The sequence below is a fragment of the Paenibacillus sp. RC67 genome (assembly GCF_030020805.1).
GTDB lineage: Bacteria > Bacillota > Bacilli > Paenibacillales > NBRC-103111 > Paenibacillus_S.
This window is the reverse complement of sequence record NZ_CP125098.1, coordinates 2,647,195-2,666,314: the sequence shown is the minus strand read 5'-3', so window position 1 is coordinate 2,666,314 and position 19,120 is coordinate 2,647,195. Positions and strand designations below refer to the sequence as shown.

The following is a 19,120-nucleotide window of genomic DNA, read 5'->3' as shown; positions in this document are numbered from 1 at the left end:
TTTTAACGAGTGGATTGGAAAAATTCGATCCATTCACCATCGGGTCCATGAAAGAAGAAATATCGGGAGCCGTTAGGAAGTGTCGTGATCTCCGTATCAATCAGCTTCACATCCAACGTTTGAATGCGCGCAAACTCTTCCTCCACATTATCTGTGGTAAACGCAATATGGTGTACTTTGCCTTCTAGCGGCAGCTTGTCATTATACCCTTCAATCAACTCCAGCTCCGTCTCACCGGCTTGATCAAAGCCCAAAAATGCAAGTCTCATAACACCGTTGGAATGAATTAACGTGTCTTTAAGCGTCAATCCTATGATCTCTTGGTAAAAAGTAATAGAGCGCTCTAAATTGGATACCATAATGCCGACATGTTCTAGCTTTGTTCTTGCCATTTCTTTCTCCTCCTTCATGTAGACTATACTGCGGGTAATATCCTGAAATTTAAATCAATCACGGTACATATTATCGAAAAAAGCCCCTAAATACAATCATTGAAAATCGAACTACCTTTATATATACTAAAGATAAGGTACTATATTTTCTAAAGGAGTGATTTACTTGATCCAAATTCATACTGCCGCTTCCCGTTACTCATCAGACCATGGTTGGCTTCAAAGCAATTTCAGCTTTTCGTTCGGAGACTACTATGATCCTGAGAATACAGAGTTCGGACCTCTTTGTGTATTTAATGATGATGTGGTTGCAGGCCACCGCGGTTTCGGAGCCCACCCCCATCGTGAAATGGAGATTGTCTCTATTGTACTGAGGGGTCAACTGCAGCATGAGGACAGCACCGGCCACAAGGCAGTTACAGGCTTCGGTGGCATTCAACGAATGACAGCAGGGACCGGAATTATCCATTCGGAAGTCAATCCAGGAGATGAGGCTGTCGAGCTGCTGCAAATCTGGTTTACACCCAATGAACGCCAACTGCAGCCTTCATACGAAACGACGAGCTATTACCCTGCTCAAATGAAAAATCGTCTTCTTCCTATCGTCTCCGATGCGTCGGGACCTAACATCGCTCATATTCACCAAAACTTGACGATGTACTTATCCGAGATGGATGCTGGACAATCGGTTTCTTTCCAACAGGAACCAGGGCGCAGAATGTATGTATTCGTCATTGAAGGCTCTCTTGTATTAAACGGATCTTATCAGCTGAATCGTCGTGACGCGGCTAGAATCACCGATGTAACCGATCTAGAGCTTCATACAGAACAAGGTGCTACTTTACTCCTTATTGATTTGCCTTAATAGAAATCGGAACTGTGGGAGGGAATCGTATGAACGAAGTGTCTAAAACACATTTTTATATAAAACATGCTATAGGAAGCCGTATGCTGTTCGATGTCAGCGGTAGGCAAAAGGCATTTTCTTTGGAGGAAAATGACGGTAAATGGAAGTTTACTGTCGAGGATGTAGAGCCAGATACAGCTGCTCTGCTTGATTCGAATAGTTGGAATCTTAACCTCTTTTATTTTTTTGAAAGACCGGGTCTGCCTATCCAAAAATACTGGTTTTACGATAAAGATAAGCCAGAACTTCAATACAATGCGGCTACTCGACGTTGGACCATACAACTGGATTCAAGAATGGAATACAATAACGAGAAAGTATAAATACAGCTAGCTGATCCAATTAAGGGGGAACTTCTACTGAAGTCCCTTTTTTCTTGGGTAACTAGCCTACCATCTGATCCTGATCTGTACTCCTACATAAAAATTTAAAAATCCCGTATGCTTCACGATGCTGCATGAAAACATACGGGATTTACTATGTACGCTAATGTGTGATTGTGGTGCCGAAGACCGGACTCGAACCGGTACGGGGTCGCCCCCGCAGGATTTTAAGTCCTGTGCGTCTGCCATTCCGCCACTCCGGCAAACATTGTAAACCACGATCAAAATGCTATGGTGGTGGGCCCTGAGGGACTCGAACCCCCGACCAATCGGTTATGAGCCGACCGCTCTAACCAACTGAGCTAAGGGCCCACGAATGTTTTGGTTGCGGGGGCAGGATTTGAACCTGCGGCCTTCGGGTTATGAGCCCGACGAGCTACCGGGCTGCTCCACCCCGCGTTAGTTGGTCAGTTGTCTTAGCGACGAACTCAATAATACAATATAGATAGAAGAGTTGTCAAGAAAAATATAACAAAAAATTTTACACTATATAACGGACTCCAAAACGCCCTTTTTTAGAGCGATATACCTCTACCTCTTGAGGACATTCGTAGCCGTAAATCCACCAATCCTCTTCCATCCGTTTGGCAAGACATCCTGCTTGAAATTTGCTTTCGTATAATTTAGCCCAATATACCCAGTTCATCATCTTTACTCACTCCGATTATGTCATATCCTAATGGTATGAAGATATTCCAGCTGCTATCATGTAGCATATCCAAAAAGCAGCAACCTTATTTGGTTATTGCTCCAATTTCATTATCATTTCAGCTCTATTCATAGTACACATTGTAAAAAAGAAGCCGACCCGAGGGTGGCTTCTTTTGAAATAAAAAGTAGATAAGTTCATTATTATTGCTTGAATACACCCAGCAAACGCTTGGAATCTCCCGCCTGAGTTGTAAACAGCTCGTAGACACGAATAGTCAGAGGACGCTCGAGCTGTTCTGTAGTGGAATCGAAGATAATGTTATTCTCACCGGTTACGAGACGTCCCGTTCCGACAAATTTCCCAGTGGTCGTACCAATCAAGCGGCCCACGGAATCATAAAGCTCAAACTGCAATTTGGAAAAACTTGGGTCAACCTGCACCTGCTCGTCACGAGTCAGCTCCAGATCAAATCTGGCCTTATACGAATACGTCAACGAATTACCCAGACGATTGAAAATTGGCGATATAGTCCAGTAGGTTACTTTTGCCGCAAACGGATATACCTTGAATTGGTTCTCCGGCTCATCCGGTTGAAGCACTACGCTATAAGAAGCGATCGTTGTTTTATACGGAGCCGCTTTCTGGGTGTCCAGCATCTTCAAAGCCAGACCTTTACCTTGCTCAGAAGTCGGAAGCGTATAGGAATAAGAAACAACTAAACTGGAGTTTGGCAGCACGCTTTTGGTCGTAATGTTTTGGCGATTGCCGCTGTAAGTAAAGCCGTCCGCGCTTACCAAATCCGTCTGGAACACAGGAATAGCGATAGGCATATCGCTGTTATTGTTGAGTTTAAACTTAGCCGTAACGTTCTTAGAGCCTTCCTCTTCATTAGTATCCATGTGGAACTCCACCAAGGATACTTGCATGTTCGGATGAATCAGATCGCTTAAATTATCAAATTTCATAGCTGTACCCATTTGATAAACCGGGTAGGTAGTGCCTGTACTTGAAGCCGGTAGCAAAATGTTCAATCTTCCTACATTATAGTTGACTAAAGTCGGTTGAGCGCCGCTCCCAGGTTGCGCAAACTTCTCTGGAGTCAGCAGGTTAATGCTTGAAAGCACGGTATCATTGTCCGTTGAGATTGCAAAATGAATATACTTTTTCTCTTTTGCTTCTAATACTATCTCACCTTGTTCGATCTTTTTACCGGCATAAACTTGAGTTTCGGATTTGCCGTCCAACGTAAAGTCAGGCAATGTTTCTCTTCCTTCTGAAGGGTTACTAACTAACAGCTGCACGACTTGAACCGTGCCCTTATCCGTCATTTCCTTCTCGATATTAATCGGAGTGTATTCCAATGGAGAAATGACGGAAGAGATTTTAAATGTCTCTCCCCATTTCTTGACAGCCATAGGGTCTGTAATGGCCATGTCGCTGCCTTTCCACGATTGGCCGCTAATCGGTACCGCAACGACTAACGATTCCGTTTTCGGGTACACATAGTAATCTACATCCGTCCAGTTCACTTCCGATAAGGTAACGGTATCCGTACGGTCAATGACAGCCATATAGCTCAATTCCGTATTGGCTCTTGGTTGTATTGACTTGGGATTGGATGCGCTAGGCTGAAGTGTGTACTCTGTTCCATCGCTCGTCTTAACACGCAGCTCATATTCTGGAACCCGTGTTATCGCTCCACTGCTGTTTTTCATGCGAACAACGACGCCAATTCGAGTTCCCTCAAGAACATGTTCATTCAATACGCTCTTAATTTCAACGCTTAACGAATCTGTTAGAGTGTAGGAAGCAGCTGCTGCTGCTTGCGTGTTTGCTTCAGTCGGTTCCGCAGCAAAGGCGGCATAGCTTGTTGTCATGAGTGATGTAGTAATGACGACGGATGTTACTGTCTTTTTCCAGTTCATTTTCACTTGGTTTCTCCTCCAGTTCGTGTGATTATTTCGCCAGTTGAACTTTTTCTTTGTCTTTTAACTGATTCTGTCCGGAGATAACTAATTGTTCCCCTTCTTTAACTCCCGAAAGCACCTCTTGTTCCGCTTCGTTCAGGCGTCCTAGTTGAATTTTACGCTTCTCAACCGAATCACCTATTAAAACGAATACGAAGGTATCTCCACCTTCGCGAACAACGCTCAAGGTCGGTACGGTAACAACCACTTGATCTTTCTCATCGGAAAGCAATATTTGTGCTTTCATTCCCGGCTTAAGCTTGCGGTCTGCATTAGGCACTTCAATTTCAAGGGAATACGATTTGGTTTGTGCGCTCATCACATCGGCCAAATAGTTTACTTTGCCAGCTTGTTTATCAACTGCACCCGGTACATAGAACGTAAGCTCCTGCTTACCTCGAATCATCTTGGCAGCATCCTCGGTCAGCTCTGCCTTAATCTTGATTGGATCCAGCTGTTGGATTTGTGCCGCCTTCACGCCGGCTTGTAAAGTCATCCCTGTCTCGATTGGAAGATCGGTCAGCACTCCGCTTACCGTAGCCTTCACTTCCATATTAGACATCGTACGATCCGCTTCCCGGATCGACAATTCGGAGGATTGCAGCGCCTGCTCCAGTTGAGACAGAGAATTTGTCGTATCCAACGTTTTTAACTTCGCTTTAGAGCTTTCCAAGTCCAGCTTCAGGCTGCTCAGCTGGCTTTCCATTTGGTCAAGCTGGAACTTGGTCACGAGTCCCAAATCGTAATCATTGCGCATCTTGCTATAGTTTTTCTCTGTATCTTTGATAGAGGTTTCCAGCTTCGTAATGCCGTTCTGGAGATCTTGTCTTGAATTGACCAAGTCCTCTTTGGATTTAGTCAGCTGCTGTCTGCTTCCTGTTACGGAGATTTGAGCCCTCTCTTTTTGCAGCTGCACATCGGTAGGATCAATTCGGAATATGACATCTCCTTTTTCTACCGAATCACCCCGTTTTTTCAGTATTTCCTGAACATCTCCACCCACCTTGTTAATGACATCGACTTGAATGGATGAAGCTACATCGGCCACTTGTTCCAGAGGGTCGCCGATTTTTTTCTTTTCGATTTTGGCCGTTTTCACCGTCTTGATTTGTGCTTCCGCAGCATTGGCCTCAGGTTGAGCCGCTGGCTTGGAGGTGCACCCGGCTATTAGCGCCGAGCTGATTACAACGGCACCCATAACTTTGGTGCTCTGTTTTATAGTTTTTGCAAATGTCGGATTCATTGGCTCATTCTCCTTTTCCGTAGTCCCTATTAATTTGCCGCGGAAGTAGCGTTCGCTTCTACCGAGGTTTTCTTTTTATTGAACATCCGTCCAATCCGCTTCTTGATATTATCGATCACGATGTACACCACCGGTACAACGATCAAGGTCAACAAGGTGGACGTGGTTAAGCCGCCGATAACGACTACAGCAAGACCTTTTGAAATGAGTGTTCCTTTCGATAATCCTAAGCCGAGAGGCAGCAGAGCAATGATTGTTGCTCCTGCAGTCATAATAATCGGCCGCAAACGCGTCATCCCCGCTTCTATCAGAGCTTCCTTCACTTCATGACCATCCTCGCGAAGCTGCTGCACCCTGTCGACCAACACGATCGCATTGGTTACAACGACACCGATCAACATAAGAAATCCGATCAAGGAAGTAATATTTACCGATTCATGAGTAATCAGTAGCCCTAGCAAACCGCCGATTGCCGCAAGCGGTAAGGAGAATAGAATAGCGAATGGAGCACTACCGTTTCCAAATGCCAATACCATAACCAAGTAAACGATAAATATGGATGCTCCCATGGCAACAAACATTTGCGAGAAGCTCGATTGAATGTCGTCCGAAACCCCTTTTACTTCAGTTCTTACTCCGGAAGGCAGCTCCACCGTTTTTAATGCATCCGATACTTGCTTACTGATACCTGCTTTATCGACATTATCAATTTTGGCAGTTACTTTTACGTACTGCTCCTGCATTTCACGAGAAATGGCCACAGGCGCGTCAATCTGACGAACTTTGGCAACTTCATTCAAATCGATCGTTAACCCTGTAGGTGTTTTAATCTGGAATCTACCAATTTTATCCACTGAATTTTTGAAGTTCGGATCCAGCATGATCTTTGTTTTAAAAGTGGTATTATCAAATTTCAAATCGCCGATTTTTTCTTCTGCAAGCCAGCTACGAACCGAATCATTAATTTGAGCGGAAGATAGTCCGTAAATCCGCGCTTTATTTTGATCCACATTAATTTCCACTTCGGTTTTCGACTCACTTAAAGAGTCTTTAATATCGATAAGTGCAGGGAACTCTTTCATCTTCTCTTTAACCAATTCCGAACCTTTTGAGAGCATGAGCAAATCATCGCCTTTGAGCATATACGAGAAATCCGCTCCCCCTGAAGGAGGTCCTCCGGAAGACAGAAGCTGAACCTCTGTTTCAGAGCCTTTTGGCAGCATATAGAGAATTTTTTCCTTCAAATCTTTTACAAGCTGCTTGGCATCCGTTGCAGGTGAAGCTTCAGCAAACATGGAGCTGCGATAAGCAATCCGGTCTTCACCTTGATCATAACCGATCAATGCGTCGAAATAAATGAAGGTCGGCTGACCCGTCGGATCCTTGGAAGCCTTCATCATCGCTTCGATTTCCTTCACTTTCATGTCCATGCTTTCAATCGTTGTTTCCCGAGGCATTTTGATTGTAACCTGCATTAGCTTATCCGTAGAGCTCTCTGGCATGAATGAAACCGCCAAGAACGGAACCGTACCGCCAATGGTTACTATGAGCAATAGAATGGATAAGAACACGGTTTTCTTGCGATTAGCGAGAGACCACAAAAGCGTCTTTTTATATCCGGATGCAAATTTCCCAACACGTTCTTCATCATGATGTTTGAACTGTTTGCTTCTAAGAACTAGCAGCTTCGCAAGCATAGGGATAACCGTTAACGCAACAATCAAGGAAGACATAAGAGCAACAACCAATGTAATGGCAAAAGGACGGAATATCTCTCCTAGCACGCCTCCAACAAAGGCAATAGGTCCAAACACGCCTACCGTTGTAATTGTTGAAGAAGTAATCGCTGATGCCACTTGAGAGGTTGCCAGCTTGATAACGGATTCGTTGCGTTCCTGAGCTTTTTGCAGCTGACTGTAAATATTTTCGATAACAACGATACTATCGTCCACGACACGACCGACTGCAATGGCCATACCGCCTAAGGTCATAATGTTGAGTGATATGCCTAGTGGAGCCATAACCAGCAGTGTGACTAATATCGATAATGGAATGGACACGAGAACGATAACCGTCATTCTTACATTTCTCAAAAAAAGCAATATCATAATGGAAGCCAGAATAGCTCCTAGTCCGCCTTCACGAACCATGCCGTTTACCGACTCTTTAATGTCTGTAGCACTGTTGTAAATCGTGTGGAAAGTAATGTTAGGGAAATCCTTTTTCCACTGCTCCATCAGCTTATCGGCATCGGCAGCAAATTCAACCGCGTTGGCATTCTTCGTTTTGTATAAGTTAATCCCGATAGCCGGCTGTTCATTTAACCGCGATAAGAAGGTAGATTCAGTAATAGCCTCGACTTTGGCAATTTGCTTTAATAGCAGCGTATCGCCATTAGGCGTTGTAATCTTCATGTTTTCCAGGTTGTATATAGAATTTAGATCGCTCTTAACGCGAACCATCTGCGTGTTGCCGTTGAAGTCAACAGAACCTGCAGGACTCGTGAGCAAAGCGGCTTTGATGCTTGAGGATACTCCAGATGGGGTCAAGCCGTAGTTATTGATGGCATTAATGTCCATTTTCATCGTTAGCACAGACTCCTGATTACCGATGGAATCAACGTGATCAATGCCTTTCAAAGAATTGAAGCCAGGGAGGATAACATCTTTATAAGCTTTATCAAGCTCTTCTTGATTCATTCCGTTAGATGCATAGGCGGACAAATAATATACAGGCTGTGACGCAAAACCAAACGTTTGTACCTTCGGCTTCTCAGAGCCCTGTGGAAGCTTGACGTTAGCAACAAGGCTCTCTACATCCTTCTTTACGTCCTCCGGCTTTTTATCCTGCTCCAGCTCGATGACAATAGAGGAAAAATTGTCACTGGAGGTGGAAGTCAGGTTCTTAAGCCCTTCCAAGCCTGCGACAGCCTTCTCCAAAGGCTTCGTCACATCCTCAAGCACGTCCTTGGGAGGAGCCGTGTACTGAGTGTTAACGAGTACGACCGGGAATGATATATCCGGCATGCTTTCAACCTTTAATGTGCTGGCAGCATAAATACCTCCACCGAACAGCAGCAGGATGATAATGATGACGGCCGTAATGTTTTTCATTGAAAACTGTGTTAATTTATTCATCTCTCTACTCCTCCATTACATTAGCTGACCCTTTAGACGAGGGGGTTTGCTTTACCCCTTCATTTTTTTTCAAATTTTGGTCTTTTTTCTTTTCATTGACCTTATTCTATTTGAGGAAATAATTGTGCTCTTCTGCGGTTCCACTCCTCCTCCAAGCCATCCAATCGATTCAGGAACATTTCGTACATCGCTTGCATCTCGATAAATCTTCTTTTGCATGCGTCATGAGAAGAACGTTCTTCCTCTTCAATTCCTTCAAGCTGATCAAATATATGTAAAGTATGTTCAATCTGATGCTGTATTCTTTGCATCTTCTGTATGTTGGCTTGCAAAGAAGTCATGCTGATATCGTCGGAGATGAAGTAGTAATCCTTGCGGTCATTGCTTGTTGGAATCTTATGACACATCAAGTGTTTCTCGAGTGTGCGCACCTGTACGCTAATGGCCGCCTTGGTCACGCCAAGCTCATCCGCCATTTCCTGTAGGCTAACAGGCTTAGGCGCAGCTAGCAGGAAAGCAAAAATCTTACCAACCAGCGGACTGAAGCCCTCAGCCTCAAAAGAGAGAGAGACATATGGTTGCTAATGTTTTGCCTCAAGGCGGAATAAGACCGATGCGGTAGTTTCATATCATTCTTCCTCACTGTAGTTTATTATCGTTAAGAATGTTGTTAACGATAATAACATAATTCCTTTTGAAAAATGTGTCAATAGTTCCAATACAAAATTAACCATTTATACATAATTGGTACAAGTCCTGCAATAATCTACTCGGTTCATTCTGTAATCTGAAGGCATGATCATAACAAGAAAAACCGCCATGCTATGCTTATATGCATGGTCAATGGCGGTTTCATACTTATTCATATTAGTCCGTAGTGGAGAACCAATCGATCTTTTGGGAAGCAAGAAGTTTCTTCTGCCCTTGGTAAGAGTCATATACATTAAGCTTATAGGTTTTTAATGTTTCGAGATGGAAGATGAGATCTTGATCCTGCTCTTCGATAACGAACTTATCTCGTTTTCCGAGACGGATTTTGGTATCCTTGTTCGTTTCCGTACTTGAAGAATCTACGACATCAAAATCTTTGAAATCAAACTCACGAGTAAACGATTTGTTACCATTCTCATCTTCAAGACCAATAACTAACTTGCGACCCTCTGTATTGGTCTCCATCAAAAGATTTTTAGTTAACTCATAATTAAAGGTGATCTTCAATTTTTCTCGGTCAAGCCATGTATTAATTTTATTAATAGATAAGGTATAAGGCAGCAAATCGATATTCATTAAATCATTCTTGACCTCAAAGTTTTCCAAAGGAAGCCAGAAACCAACTGCGTTCACATAGGAATCAGGAGTATCTTTACTCGTGGAAAACTTATTGTCCGTCACAGCTTCACCGATCATCACGTTCATATTGGAAGTTGGAAACCCTTTGGGAAGTGTACTGGACAAAATGAGCAGCGCTTTTCCACCTGGTGTGATCTTGTTCTTAATCTCAGACACGGCAGCCGGGTAGATAGCTCCATCCGCCGTTTTAAATTGAGCAACAAGCTTCGTAATATCGGAATAACGTTTCTCCATATTGACGGTTTCCAGTTGAACGGTAAATATGTCGGCAGTATCTCCAGAATAAGTTTTAACATTCCGCACCTGGTAGCTTGCATTTCTGCCGATATTCGCATTTTTATACGTTTCCCCGACATTCAAATATTGCATGTTCATCAGTTCAGAACGATGGGCGAATTCCAGCAGATCCTCTGTTTCTTTCTCGCCTGTTTTCTCTTGAAGTACCAGTTTGACTGTTGAGAACTGGTATGTATACGGCATCTTGCCAACAAACTGGAACGTACTAGAGCCACCTACCGGAAGTCCTATTACTTTATCGGTTTGAACGAGCTTTGCTTCAACCTTCACTTTATCATCCAATAGGAAGTGACCTGTCAAATCAGGAAGCGGCAATGAATTCTCACCTTTATTCAAAAGTGTAAGATTCGCCGATAAGATATCTTGATCCTCCAGAGGCAAACGCTGCAGCGAGTTCAGCTTCGTCGTGTAAGTACCTTCTTTATTCGTGAATTTGTATTCTATTCCTGTATCCACGCTGTCAGGCTCAGAAACCTGCGGAAGCTCGTAATAAGCAATAGGCAAATTCAGTTTCAAATCCGCCGCATTTTGAATAATGACCAGCTGCCAGCCCTCCGTACTTACAGCTACAGGGATGGAACCAGTTAACTCAACTTCCTTATTCACCTGCGGATTAATAACTAAATCCTTCAAGTTTTTGGCATCGAGCGGATACATATATCCTTCCTTGGTCCGAATCAAAAATTGATAGGTCGGTACTGCCGCACTACGGTTACCTACGTTCTCCATATTTAGCACTACGGTAGGGGTAACATTTTTCTCGTTCTTCGTCATAAATATTTTTTTAATGGACGTCTTAACTTCGGTACCCGCCATATTAATGATGTGTGAATCATTCATAGGAGTGACGACTGAATAGGTATCCGGGACAGCAATCTCGCCTATGCTGCGCTCAAAATTCGGCTGGCTGAAGTCCCACTTAATAAATTCAAAAATAAGATCCGTCAACTCCGTAGTCTCGTTAACCGAAGCATAGAAGCTGATATCCTGTACGGATTTCGGAGTGATCCGGTTTTTGTCCTTATCTTGTGGAAGAATACGAACGGAAATTTGATTTCCTGATTTCGTTTTAAGATGCGGCCAATAATCAATGAACAGCAAGTCATTGCTGCCTTCATTATGAACGCTTACGGTAAAAGTAACTGTCTTGCTTCCCTTCTCCGGCAGTATCGTCACATTTTTGAGTTCAAAATAGCTGTCACCAGTCACTTTGACTTGTCCCAGAGCTGGCGCAGAGCCGGTGGACAGGGTATTGATCGAGTTCGCCGGAGGCGTACTGCTGTCGGCGGCAAAAGCCGGGACAGCGGTACCCCAAGTTAAGGCGGCGCTAAGGAGCAGGATATGAGTTGTTTTATGGTTAAATTTCATGATGTCTGTATGCCTCCCGTTGAAAATAGATTATTAACTGTTAACACACTGGCAGTTAGCCTGCTCGCATCGACATGATTTCATTGTTGATTGGGCCGGTTGGATTATCTTTAATCTGCTGAAGCATCGCATCTCCGTCCGTTTGCCATTTTTTCAACGCGTCACGGACCTGCATTTTCCCATCGACTACATCGTTAAACAACCGACGTCCGATATCCTGTACTTGACCGATACTAGGTTTTTCTCGATAAATTTTGTAATCCTGCTGAGGGGCCGGTGTCAATGTAGTGAAAGCTTCGATATGGAACTGTATACCGTCTTTCGGTTTAATGTACTTTTTACGGGTTACGATGTTATAAGAGCTGCTGGACTTCAGACGTGCCCAATCCTCACTATTAATAAACTTAATGAATTTCCACGCATCTTCCACATTTTGAGCCTTGGCATTAATGCTCATAATTCCGTTCATTCCGATATAGCCGCCCACATCCGGCGCTTCAGGATGGACAGGGAGCGTAACAACATCCCAATCAATAGGTGTATAACCCGGATAGTTTTGTGCACTTTTGTTGGCATTCGTAATCTGGTTCAGTTGGCCATAGTTAATAATAGACATTGCAACCCGATTAGAAAGAAAATCATCATACTGGAACGGATTGAAATTTTCGCCTCCGTTCATCATTTGGCCTTTCATTTTGGAAGGATCCTGCTGTTCAGGCAGCACTTTGTCCTGCTTCAGCTTCAGCATCGCTTTCCACACTTTTTCCCATTGATCGGAATCCACTGTCATCTTCTCGCCCTTTTCGTCAAACATTCTCAACTGAAGAGGCGCTGTATACATTTGCATGGAATAGAACAAATCTCCCATCGATTGGGTACTGAACGAGAAACCCGCTTTTCGGTTCTCTCCCTCGCCTTTAATAAGACGCTTGCCCAAGTCGAACGTTTCATCCCATGTCATCTTATCCTTTGGATAAGGAACACCCGCTTCGTCAAACATACGCTTATTATAGATGAGTGCAGAAGAGTTGAATGTAGGGGCCAGTGCATACAACTTGCCGTCCCCTGTCTTCTTAAGTCCCTCAACAACCGCAGGGACCATATCCGAGGTATCGAATTTGTCTTTCGTAATCATCGGATCGAGCTGAGTCAGCATATTGTTCGAAATCAGTTCAGGAAGCTGCTCATAACCGACCATTACAACGTCAGGAGGGTTATCCCCCTGCATAACTTCCTTCAGCTTATCCATAGGATCTACCGGCTTCTTGTTCGGATCCACTCTTCCATACCGATAGCTGTCATCCATCGTCGGAATAATCTCGATTTTAATGTTCGGATTGGCAAACTCGAATATTTCGGTGAACTGCTGACGAAAATATTCATCGTCTCCATAACCGAAGCTTGTAGCGACACGCAATACTCTCTCTGTCTTCGTATCGGCTCCCTTCGTCTTAGTGCAGGCTGCTAAAGTAGGCACCATAAGACCGGCACTAATGGATAATAGCATTGATTTCTTTATCCATGGTTTCATAAGTTAATCCCTCCAACAATTTGTTATGCCATCGGTAAAACATTGCATATAGCTTCCTAAGGACTATTCGATGGATTTAGGCGGTCTTATAATAATTTTCTCTCCGTCAAACTCCATGGAAGCCTTAGTGTCGATTTGCAGTGCCTGTAGGTACGCTTTAGGTATTTGCAGTCTGCCGGCCTTATCCAAAACAACGTACTCTTCATGGACGTCGTTCATCGCCTGAAACCCTGCAGCAGATTCCATTTGATCTTGCTCCAAATTCGGATTCCGTTTAATGAACTCCGTACTGGTCATCCCGTCGCGGATGGCAACAACACGATCCACCTTGCTGGCAAGCGCCATATCATGGGTAACAATAACGATAGTGACGCCCAGCTCGCGATTCAGCTTACGAAAAATATCCATAATCATATCCGACGTTTTCGTATCTACAGAACCGGTCGGCTCATCCGCCAACAGAAGCGAAGGCTTATTAGCAAGGGATATTGCGATGGCGACACGCTGCTGCTCACCGCCTGATAACTGCTGTAGCTTGTTTCCCATTCGTTCCTTTAATCCTACCCATTCCAGAAGCTGCTTCGCGTAAGCACGGTCATAATCTCCACTAAGCATCATAGGCATTTCTACATTTTCCAATGCGGTCAAATAAGGCACTAAGTTTCGCGCATTATTTTGCCAAATGAAGCCAACGGTTTTACGTTTGTACTTGACCAGATCTTCATCTGTAATTTTGAGGAGGTTCCATTCGCCAACCTGCACCTGGCCGGCAGAGGGCCGGTCCAGCCCTCCCAAAATGTTTAGAAAAGTCGATTTCCCGCTCCCGCTGTTGCCGATGATTGCCATCATTTCTCCGGCTGCAACGGAAATGTTCAGCCCTTTAAGGGCGACGACTTCAATGTCGTCGGTTTTGTATATTTTGACGAGCTCTTCACAAGTAATCATGTTATTTCTCCTCTCCGAGCTTGACGGCTTGATGAACCCTCAATCTGCGGATATGCAGGAACAATAGACCGGCACCAGTCAGCATCATTACCGCTACGACCACATACAGCTGATCGGTATCCCGAGCATTAAAGACGACCCGGAATGGCGGTACCTGCATCTTGACATTCTCTGCCGTTTGCAGGAAAGGCAGGAACAAGTAGCTGGTCAGCTTGCCTATTCCTATTCCGAGAGCAATGGACAATCCGGCAGTAAAGCCTTGTTCAAGCAGCAGCATGCCTGTGAGCTGACGTCGTGAAAGCCCCATGGCCCGCAGGACGCCGAACTGAACCACTCTGCTGGACAAGTTGAAAAACCAGTACAATATATAGCCGATTAGCGATACAAATACCGATACAAGGAAGCCGAGACTTAGTATTCCGAATACGCCACCGCGAGCCGGATGCTTCATCTGTACGATTAATTCGTTGCGCACATCTTTCACGCTGACAATCGGGATTTGCTTCTTCGCCAATTCTTCCATAAGAGGAGTGACTTTCGCACCCTCTTTCATCTTCAGCCACACTTCATAAGGAGTGACCGGCGCCTGATCATAAATATAATCCAGGTTGGCTATGAAAAATGGCATTTGGTCTGGATATTGACTCGGCCAATAAGGTACGGTTGCCACTACAACAAATTCAACCTGCTGCTGTTGAATGGAGATACTGATGATATCCCCTTCCTTTATATGGTGCTTCTCAGCAAAGGAGGTTGGGATAATAACCGATTGCTCATACGTACCAAGCAAATTCAAGTAAGCATTAGGATGGACTTTGAATAAGTCCTTTCTATACCAGAACACCTTGGAGAAATCAACATTATCGATTCCCATCAGCATCCCTTGGCCCAAGGATTTGCCCGACATAACAACATTACCCTTAGTTCTCAGTACACGGGCCGCATGATCGACTCCTTCAAGCTGCTGAAATACGACGAAAGGCGGCTCTACATAACGAAGCTTAGGCGGAGGTTCTTCCATACCATTACCGCCGGCACCACCAGGGCCGCCTCCATTTCCTCCCCCACTACCGTTATTGCCATTTCCTTGATTATTTCCTGAGCTTCCATTTCCACCGTTGTTTCCATTATTCTGTCCGTTGGATTGATCCTGAGGCAGATCGTCCGAAACACCATCCCAAACGGCTTGGATTACAACGTCTGTTCCATAATTGTAAAGAATGCGGTCCGTTGAGTTCAGATCTATCGTTCTTGCAGCTGAAGAGTTATACACTCCCAAGCCCAATGTAAGTATCAACAACAGCATTAGAGGGTAATACGATTGCGCAGAACGAGACAGCTGAGTCAGCGTTAAGTATACCGGCACAGGCAAGAAACGTTTGCCAATCCAGTTCCACAGCCTGAGCAGCCATGGAAAAATACGCAGAAAGAACAATCCAAGAGCAATGATTGATAATGCCGGCACGAAAAAGAGCAGCGGGTGCACCTGCAGCTGATCCGTTGTTAAACCGGTTTGCACCGATAATACTTGTCTTTGATCAAATAAATAATATCCGTAGGCTACAACACCTATAAGTAGCACATCGAGAAACCACTTTTGCCAAAAGGGGGATCGGTCTGAACGCGCCAGCTTTTGCTTGTAGCTGACAATAGATGCCTTGGCGTAGACGATCGCTGGTATTACGCTGGCTAGCAGTGCGATAAGTACAGCAGCCGCTCCATATAGCAGCGCTTCTTGAGAGACGCCGACGGGAACCGACTTCCGATCCACAAAAGCGAGGAACCCGCTGGAAGAACCGATACTTTTGGCCATAAACCATCCGAGCATAGGCCCCAGGATCATCGCAATCAATCCAAGCAGCAAACCTTCCAGCACATAAATACCGATAATTTGCTTCGTACTGCCGCCCCTGCTTCGCAAAACCGCTATGACACTGCGCTGTCGATCCAACGATTGCCTTGAATTCATCACGATATAATAAAACACCATCGCAATCATTGGTGCAGCCAATGTAAACAGCAAAATTTGCAGCTGCAGGCTTTGCGTTTTAAATTCCTGCAATATAGGAATAAACGACAAGTCGACACGCGTATTTTTCAGCTTTTGGTACAAGATGATATCCAGACGCTCCAGCTTTGATTCCAAAGGCGACAGCTGACTCGTTTGAATATTTTTCAGATCAAAGGCATAATACCAGTTCGCAAGGTTGAGCGGTATTTTCTTATCCTTCAATATGTAGTTCTCAAATCCCGCTTCGCTCATAAAGAAGGAGTTCATAACTCCTTCCATCCCTTGAAACCAATAAGGATGCTGATCGTTCTTTGGAACGATCGTTCCGACGACCTTAATTTTGATGGGGGCAATGCCTAACCCGCCACTAATAGGATAATTGAATACATCTCCGATATGAATGTCGTTGCGGTACATAGCTTCTTCCAATATAACAGCTTCTACGATACCGCTTTGCACTTGATCATTAAACCATTGTCCCTGTTTAAGCTCCGCTTGATCCTTCAAACCGTTTTGAGACAAAAGCGTCATTTGACGTTTTTTACTTGGATCGACCTTCTTCGGATCTTCCGGCGACAGCTGAGAGGCACGGATCGAATAGCTGCGGACATAAGCTTCATAAGGGAAAGAAATATCCTTAGGGATATCATTCGTTATGTATTGATCTGCATCTTTTATGGCATCCAGCTCAGCACGATCCGATCCGGTAGCCTGATATCTTATTAATACGGAGCCAGCAGGCAAACCGCCGCTTTTTTCTTCTAACGATTTGCTGACGACCCGCTTTAACGAACCGTCGGAATACATCGGTATGCTCGTTGTAAAAGCCACAGCCATAATTAGACCGACCAGAGAGCTTAACGTCAACCAGCGTGTATTCCACATTTTTCGGTACAAAAATCGCAGCATTGGCATTGACATTAGCGGCCCACTACTTTCTGCCCCGGCGTAAGTCCTTTAACGATCTCCACGTCCGTTGAGGTTTGCTGCCCTATCTCGACATCCACTTCCTTCTTGTTCCCTTGATCATCGACCACTTGAACGTAATTGCGTCCGGAATAGGATCTAAGAGTAGCTAACGGTATCGTAACCGCCTTTTCCTTACGTGAAGTTATGACGGATACGCTGAGAAACGTGCCTCGGTTCAACCCTTGGGGCAATGGATCCAGCTCCACTACCATATAATTATCGATGGAGTCAGGCTTCTTCTGGTTATTCCCGTTCTGGCCTCCAAAATTGCCGTTATTGTTATTGCCGTTGTTCGCATCCGAGCTAGGATTTGGCAATTGAATGACTTTTCCTTTATGCTGACCTGCGGAATTGATATCGACTACCGCCTCCATTCCGACGGCAACCTTCTTCAAATCCTCGTTGCTCAGACTTGCAACTACCGCTAACTGCGTTAAATCCGCAATCGTAGCGATGGCATCGTACGCTTTGGCTGTATCGCCTTTTTGCACATAAACCGAAACAATCGTACCCGAGTAGGGAGCTGTCAGCTTCGCCTTAGCGATTGTGCTCTCCAGCTTATTCAAATCTTCCCGTTTAAGCTCAAAATCGATCTTAGCCTTCTCCAGATCCTCCGCGCTCATCTCGTCGGCTTTGCGCAAGGTCTCTATCATGGTCAGCTCATCCCTGCGGGTTTGCAGCCGCTTTTGCTTGAGCTGGCTCTCCTGCTCGGTAACGTCGAGTTCGGCGATCACTTGACCCTGCTCGACTTTGTCTCCGCTCTTTACATAAATGGCCTTAATTCTTCTGCTATCCTCATCCGTAAAATAAAGATCCTCTTCCTTCGTTCCCATCATCTTGCCGGAACCGCGCACCTTGGTTTCCAACGTCTCCGTCTTCACAACATACTCCGGTTTCTTGGACAACTTGGGAGCCGTAATCGTCGGCAGCGTTTCTTCTTCCGCTTCCTTTGGCAAGAGTGAGCATCCGGAGCTTATCGTTAAAACGGATGCCATACAAACAGCAAGCAGAGGTTTAGCCTTTCTTTTACGTGTTGATAAATTTCCCATCCACCATTTCAAATACATGGTCGGCAACCTCCATAATTGTTGGATCATGTGTAGTCATACAAATGGTCACTTTCTCCGTATTGATGATTTCTCTGAATACCGCCATAACCTGTGCGCCCATCTGCGAATCAAGCTCCGCCGTCGGCTCGTCAGCTAGAAGCAGACTAGGCCTGTGGGCAATAGCTTTAGCAATTGCGACACGCTGCTGCTCTCCTCCCGAGAGCTCGAAGGGCCTATGATGCATCCGTTTGGTCAATCCGACAAGCTCCAAGCAGTGAGAAGCTCTGTTCTTCCATTCGGAGCGTGGGACGTCAGCCATTCGAAGAGCCAGCTCTACGTTCTCCCAAGCAGAAAGAAGTGGCATTAAGGCAAATGATTGGAAAATAAATCCTATTTCTTTGCGTCTTATTTGCGTACGCTGATCGTCGCTGCACAAATGAAACGGATGATCTTTAAACACAATCTCGCCCTTGTTCGGCTGGTCAAGCCCCCCAATCAAGTTCAACAGCGTTGTTTTACCAGAACCTGAACGTCCTTTCAGCATAACAAGCTGCCTGTGATAAAGAGACATATGAATGCCCTTCAGCACATGCAGCTGCTGGCCTCCGACGGGAAAAGACCTTTCTACCCCTTCAACCGTTAGCAAGGGCGTGCTATAATCCACCGGCTCAGCTGTGGCGGCCGAGGCTTCCAAGGATGCTGCCCCCAATTCCAGCGATAAGTCCACCGGCTGCTGAGCTTCTGCCTCCCTGTCAGCCTCTTCAGGTTGATTTTTGTTTTTTTGGCGAAGCCAACCAAGCATTGCGACCCTCCTACCTGTTATCGACAATCATTCTATGTATCTATCAAAACCATTACTTCCAAATTATAGACGAAGGAAATGATGAAAAAGTTACAGATTGTCATCAAAAAACTTCTT

Annotated in this window: 14 protein-coding genes and 3 tRNA genes; 2 read left to right on the top strand and 15 right to left on the bottom strand. The window is 44.8% G+C overall.

The window, feature by feature from the left end; translation table 11 throughout:
• Window positions 1-2: 2 nt before the first annotated feature.
• Complete coding sequence (locus QMA13_RS12040; protein WP_282941614.1) at window positions 3-392, bottom strand: VOC family protein; 390 nt, start codon at window positions 390-392, stop codon at window positions 3-5.
• 166 nt (window positions 393-558) lie between these two features.
• On the opposite strand from QMA13_RS12040, the gene QMA13_RS12035 reads away from it, so the two are divergent.
• Both QMA13_RS12035 and QMA13_RS12030 read left to right on the top strand, forming a co-directional pair.
• Window positions 559-1,257 (top strand): pirin family protein, encoded by a 699-nt coding sequence (locus QMA13_RS12035; protein ID WP_282941612.1) that lies wholly within the window; start codon window positions 559-561, stop codon window positions 1,255-1,257.
• A 29-nt stretch (window positions 1,258-1,286) separates the two neighbouring features.
• Window positions 1,287-1,622, top strand: coding sequence for a hypothetical protein (locus tag QMA13_RS12030; protein ID WP_282941610.1), 336 nt, complete (start codon window positions 1,287-1,289; stop codon window positions 1,620-1,622).
• A gap of 177 nt (window positions 1,623-1,799) precedes the next feature.
• On the opposite strand, the gene QMA13_RS12025 is transcribed toward QMA13_RS12030, so the two are convergent.
• The 14 genes from QMA13_RS12025 to QMA13_RS11960 form a co-directional block, all read right to left on the bottom strand.
• A tRNA-Leu gene (locus QMA13_RS12025) sits at window positions 1,800-1,885 on the bottom strand.
• Between the two features lie 32 nt (window positions 1,886-1,917).
• A tRNA-Ile gene (locus QMA13_RS12020) sits at window positions 1,918-1,994 on the bottom strand.
• A 10-nt stretch (window positions 1,995-2,004) separates the two neighbouring features.
• Window positions 2,005-2,081 (bottom strand) — tRNA-Met (locus QMA13_RS12015).
• Between the two features lie 82 nt (window positions 2,082-2,163).
• On the bottom strand, window positions 2,164-2,331 hold the full coding sequence (locus QMA13_RS12010) for a hypothetical protein (RefSeq protein ID WP_282943714.1): 168 nt from the start codon (window positions 2,329-2,331) through the stop codon (window positions 2,164-2,166).
• A gap of 203 nt (window positions 2,332-2,534) precedes the next feature.
• Window positions 2,535-4,259, bottom strand: coding sequence for a hypothetical protein (locus QMA13_RS12005; RefSeq protein ID WP_282943380.1), 1,725 nt, complete (start codon window positions 4,257-4,259; stop codon window positions 2,535-2,537).
• Between the two features lie 31 nt (window positions 4,260-4,290).
• Entirely contained in the window at window positions 4,291-5,544 is a 1,254-nt protein-coding gene (locus QMA13_RS12000; RefSeq protein WP_282941608.1) for an efflux RND transporter periplasmic adaptor subunit, read from the bottom strand.
• 29 nt (window positions 5,545-5,573) lie between these two features.
• A complete protein-coding gene (locus tag QMA13_RS11995) occupies window positions 5,574-8,681 on the bottom strand; it encodes an efflux RND transporter permease subunit (RefSeq protein ID WP_282941606.1) in 3,108 nt (1,035 codons plus the stop codon).
• A 101-nt stretch (window positions 8,682-8,782) separates the two neighbouring features.
• On the bottom strand, window positions 8,783-9,157 hold the full coding sequence (locus QMA13_RS11990) for a hypothetical protein (protein WP_282941604.1): 375 nt from the start codon (window positions 9,155-9,157) through the stop codon (window positions 8,783-8,785).
• Between the two features lie 391 nt (window positions 9,158-9,548).
• Window positions 9,549-11,696, bottom strand: a complete 2,148-nt coding sequence (locus QMA13_RS11985; protein ID WP_282941603.1) for a hypothetical protein — start codon at window positions 11,694-11,696, stop codon at window positions 9,549-9,551.
• A 55-nt stretch (window positions 11,697-11,751) separates the two neighbouring features.
• The gene (locus QMA13_RS11980; RefSeq protein ID WP_282941602.1) at window positions 11,752-13,227 is read right to left on the bottom strand and encodes an ABC transporter substrate-binding protein; all 1,476 of its coding nucleotides are present in this window, start codon (window positions 13,225-13,227) and stop codon (window positions 11,752-11,754) included.
• Between the two features lie 63 nt (window positions 13,228-13,290).
• Entirely contained in the window at window positions 13,291-14,172 is an 882-nt protein-coding gene (locus tag QMA13_RS11975; RefSeq protein ID WP_282941600.1) for an ABC transporter ATP-binding protein, read from the bottom strand.
• 1 nt (window position 14,173) lies between these two features.
• Complete coding sequence (locus QMA13_RS11970) at window positions 14,174-17,098, bottom strand: ABC transporter permease (protein ID WP_282943379.1); 2,925 nt, start codon at window positions 17,096-17,098, stop codon at window positions 14,174-14,176.
• Between the two features lie 5 nt (window positions 17,099-17,103).
• Window positions 17,104-18,219: an efflux RND transporter periplasmic adaptor subunit gene (locus QMA13_RS11965; RefSeq protein WP_282941599.1), complete on the bottom strand. Its 1,116-nt coding sequence runs from the start codon at window positions 18,217-18,219 to the stop codon at window positions 17,104-17,106.
• The gene (locus QMA13_RS11960) at window positions 18,179-19,003 is read right to left on the bottom strand and encodes an ABC transporter ATP-binding protein (protein ID WP_282941597.1); all 825 of its coding nucleotides are present in this window, start codon (window positions 19,001-19,003) and stop codon (window positions 18,179-18,181) included. Before QMA13_RS11960 ends, QMA13_RS11965 begins: the two co-directional genes overlap by 41 nt.
• Window positions 19,004-19,120: the final 117 nt, after the last annotated feature.

What these genes read in the sequence shown, in the direction of transcription:
- QMA13_RS12040 (WP_282941614.1), bottom strand. Translation starts at nt 392, where the DNA reads ATGGCAAGAACAAAGCTAGAACATGTCGGCATTATGGTATCCAATTTA.
- QMA13_RS12030 (WP_282941610.1), top strand. Translation starts at nt 1,287, where the DNA reads ATGAACGAAGTGTCTAAAACACATTTTTATATAAAACATGCTATAGGA.
- QMA13_RS12010 (WP_282943714.1), bottom strand. Translation starts at nt 2,331, where the DNA reads ATGATGAACTGGGTATATTGGGCTAAATTATACGAAAGCAAATTTCAA.
- QMA13_RS12005 (WP_282943380.1), bottom strand. Translation starts at nt 4,259, where the DNA reads ATGAACTGGAAAAAGACAGTAACATCCGTCGTCATTACTACATCACTC.
- QMA13_RS12000 (WP_282941608.1), bottom strand. Translation starts at nt 5,544, where the DNA reads ATGAATCCGACATTTGCAAAAACTATAAAACAGAGCACCAAAGTTATG.
- QMA13_RS11995 (WP_282941606.1), bottom strand. Translation starts at nt 8,681, where the DNA reads ATGAATAAATTAACACAGTTTTCAATGAAAAACATTACGGCCGTCATC.
- QMA13_RS11990 (WP_282941604.1), bottom strand. Translation starts at nt 9,157, where the DNA reads ATGGCGGATGAGCTTGGCGTGACCAAGGCGGCCATTAGCGTACAGGTG.
- QMA13_RS11985 (WP_282941603.1), bottom strand. Translation starts at nt 11,696, where the DNA reads ATGAAATTTAACCATAAAACAACTCATATCCTGCTCCTTAGCGCCGCC.
- QMA13_RS11980 (WP_282941602.1), bottom strand. Translation starts at nt 13,227, where the DNA reads ATGAAACCATGGATAAAGAAATCAATGCTATTATCCATTAGTGCCGGT.
- QMA13_RS11975 (WP_282941600.1), bottom strand. Translation starts at nt 14,172, where the DNA reads ATGATTACTTGTGAAGAGCTCGTCAAAATATACAAAACCGACGACATT.
- QMA13_RS11970 (WP_282943379.1), bottom strand. Translation starts at nt 17,098, where the DNA reads ATGCCAATGCTGCGATTTTTGTACCGAAAAATGTGGAATACACGCTGG.
- QMA13_RS11965 (WP_282941599.1), bottom strand. Translation starts at nt 18,219, where the DNA reads ATGTATTTGAAATGGTGGATGGGAAATTTATCAACACGTAAAAGAAAG.
- QMA13_RS11960 (WP_282941597.1), bottom strand. Translation starts at nt 19,003, where the DNA reads ATGCTTGGTTGGCTTCGCCAAAAAAACAAAAATCAACCTGAAGAGGCT.